Origin of the sequence: Oceanobacillus sp. M65 (assembly GCF_052246275.1) — a bacterium.
GTDB classification, from domain to species: domain Bacteria; phylum Bacillota; class Bacilli; order Bacillales; family Amphibacillaceae; genus Oceanobacillus_B; species Oceanobacillus_B jordanicus.
The window spans coordinates 1-2,969 of sequence record NZ_JBQQCJ010000007.1; the positions used below are offsets into that span (position 1 = coordinate 1).

Here is a 2,969-nt window from a genome sequence, read left to right on the forward strand (position 1 = left end):
TTGAAATAAAGCAAGGCTAAGAAATTAGCACGCTTATTTACTGTAACTTAGTTAAGTGAATAAGGGCGCACGGTGGATGCCTTGGCACTAGGAGCCGAAGAAGGACGGGACTAACACCGATATGTCTCGGGGAGTCGTAAGTAGACATTGATCCGGGAATTTCCGAATGGGGGAACCCACTGTTCGTAATGGAACAGTACCGTTACCTGAATACATAGGGTATCGGAGGCAGACCCGGGGAACTGAAACATCTCAGTACCCGGAGGAAGAGAAAGCAAATGCGATTTCCCAAGTAGCGGCGAGCGAAACGGAATCAGCCCAAACCAGAAAGCTTGCTTTCTGGGGTTGTAGGACACTCCACACGGAGTTACAAAGAAATTCTTTAGACGAATCGATCTGGAACGATCAGCCATAGCAGGTAAGAGCCCTGTAATCGAAAAGGAATTTCCTCCGGAGTGTATCCTGAGTACGGCGGAACACGAGAAATTCCGTCGGAATCCGGGAGGACCATCTCCCAAGGCTAAATACTCCCTAGTGACCGATAGTGAACCAGTACCGTGAGGGAAAGGTGAAAAGCACCCCGGAAGGGGAGTGAAAGAGAACCTGAAACCGTGTGCCTACAAGTAGTCGAAGCCCGTTAATGGGTGACGGCGTACCTTTTGTAGAATGGACCGGCGAGTTACGATCGTATGCAAGGTTAAGTGGAAGACACGGAGCCGCAGCGAAAGCGAGTCTGAATAGGGCGATTTTAGTATGCGGTCGTAGACCCGAAACCGTGTGATCTACCCATGTCCAGGGTGAAGGTCAGGTAACACTGACTGGAGGCCCGAACCCACGTATGTTGAAAAATGCGGGGATGAGGTGTGGGTAGGGGTGAAATGCCAATCGAACACGGAGATAGCTGGTTCTCTCCGAAATAGCTTTAGGGCTAGCCTCAAGGAACGAGTACTGGAGGTAGAGCACTGATTGGACTAGGGGCCCTCACCGGGTTACCGAATTCAGTCAAACTCCGAATGCCAGATACTTAGACTTGGGAGTCAGACTATGGGTGATAAGGTTCATAGTCGAAAGGGAAACAGCCCAGACCGCCAGCTAAGGTCCCAAAGTATACGTTAAGTGGAAAAGGATGTGGAGTTGCCCAGACAACCAGGATGTTGGCTTAGAAGCAGCCACCATTTAAAGAGTGCGTAATAGCTCACTGGTCGAGTGACTCTGCGCCGAAAATGTACCGGGGCTAAACGTATCACCGAAGCTGCGGATTGTTCTTCGAACAATGGTAGGAGAGCGTTCTACGGGCAGTGAAGTCAGACCGTGAGGACTGGTGGAGCGCGTAGAAGTGAGAATGCCGGTATGAGTAGCGAAAAAAGAGTGAGAATCTCTTTCACCGAATGCCTAAGGTTTCCTGAGGAAGGCTCGTCCTCTCAGGGTTAGTCGGGACCTAAGCCGAGGCCGAAAGGCGTAGGCGATGGACAACAGGTAGATATTCCTGTACCACCTCTTGAATGTTTGAGCAATGGGGGGACGCAGTAGGATATGGAATGCGCACCGATGGATGTGTGCGCCCAAGCAGTGAGAATGTTGGATAGGCAAATCCGTCCAACTGAGTTCAAGCTGTGATGGGGAGGGAAATTAAGTACCGAAGTTCCAGATTTCACACTGCCAAGAAAAGCCTCTAGTGAGTTCAAAGGTGCCCGTACCGCAAACCGACACAGGTAGGCGAGGAGAGAATCCTAAGGTGAGCGGGAGAACTCTCGTTAAGGAACTCGGCAAAATGACCCCGTAACTTCGGGAGAAGGGGTGCTCCTTTTTAGGAGGAGCCGCAGTGAATAGGCCCAAGCGACTGTTTAGCAAAAACACAGGTCTCTGCGAAGCCGAAAGGCGAAGTATAGGGGCTGACACCTGCCCGGTGCTGGAAGGTTAAGGGGAAGCGTTAGGCGCAAGCCGAAGCGTAGAACCGAAGCCCCAGTAAACGGCGGCCGTAACTATAACGGTCCTAAGGTAGCGAAATTCCTTGTCGGGTAAGTTCCGACCCGCACGAAAGGTGCAACGACTTGGGCACTGTCTCAACGAGAGACCCGGTGAAATTATACTATGCGTGAAGATGCGCATTACCCGCGACAGGACGGAAAGACCCCGTGGAGCTTTACTGTAGCCTGATATTGAATGTTGGTACAGCTTGTACAGGATAGGTGGGAGCCTTCGAAGCGTGAGCGCTAGCTTACGTGGAGGCATCCGTGGGATACCACCCTGGCTGTACGAACCTTCTAACCCAGGACCGTAATCCGGTTCGGAGACAGTGTCAGGCGGGCAGTTTGACTGGGGCGGTCGCCTCCCAAAAGGTAACGGAGGCGCCCAAAGGTTCCCTCAGAATGGTTGGAAATCATTCGTAGAGTGTAAAGGCACAAGGGAGCTTGACTGCGAGACCTACAAGTCGAGCAGGGACGAAAGTCGGGCTTAGTGATCCGGTGGTTCCGCATGGAAGGGCCATCGCTCAACGGATAAAAGCTACCCCGGGGATAACAGGCTTATCTCCCCCAAGAGTTCACATCGACGGGGAGGTTTGGCACCTCGATGTCGGCTCATCGCATCCTGGGGCTGTAGTCGGTCCCAAGGGTTGGGCTGTTCGCCCATTAAAGCGGTACGCGAGCTGGGTTCAGAACGTCGTGAGACAGTTCGGTCCCTATCCGTCGTGGGCGTTGGAAGTTTGAGAGGAGCTGTCCTTAGTACGAGAGGACCGGGATGGACACACCGCTGGTGTACCAGTTGTTCCGCCAGGAGCATAGCTGGGTAGCTACGTGTGGCAGGGATAAGTGCTGAAAGCATCTAAGCATGAAGCCCCCCTCAAGATGAGACTTCCCATCACTTCGAGTGAGTAAGATCCCTCAGAGACGATGAGGTTGATAGGTCCGAGGTGGAAGCGTGGTGACACGTGGAGCTGACGGATACTAATAGATCGAGGACTTAACTAA

At 52.5% G+C, this 2,969-nt stretch carries 1 rRNA gene; it reads left to right on the forward strand.

The annotated features are described in order from the left end of the window. Positions 1 to 49 precede the first annotated feature (49 nt). Positions 50 to 2,969 (forward strand): 23S ribosomal RNA (locus ACTWPF_RS19005).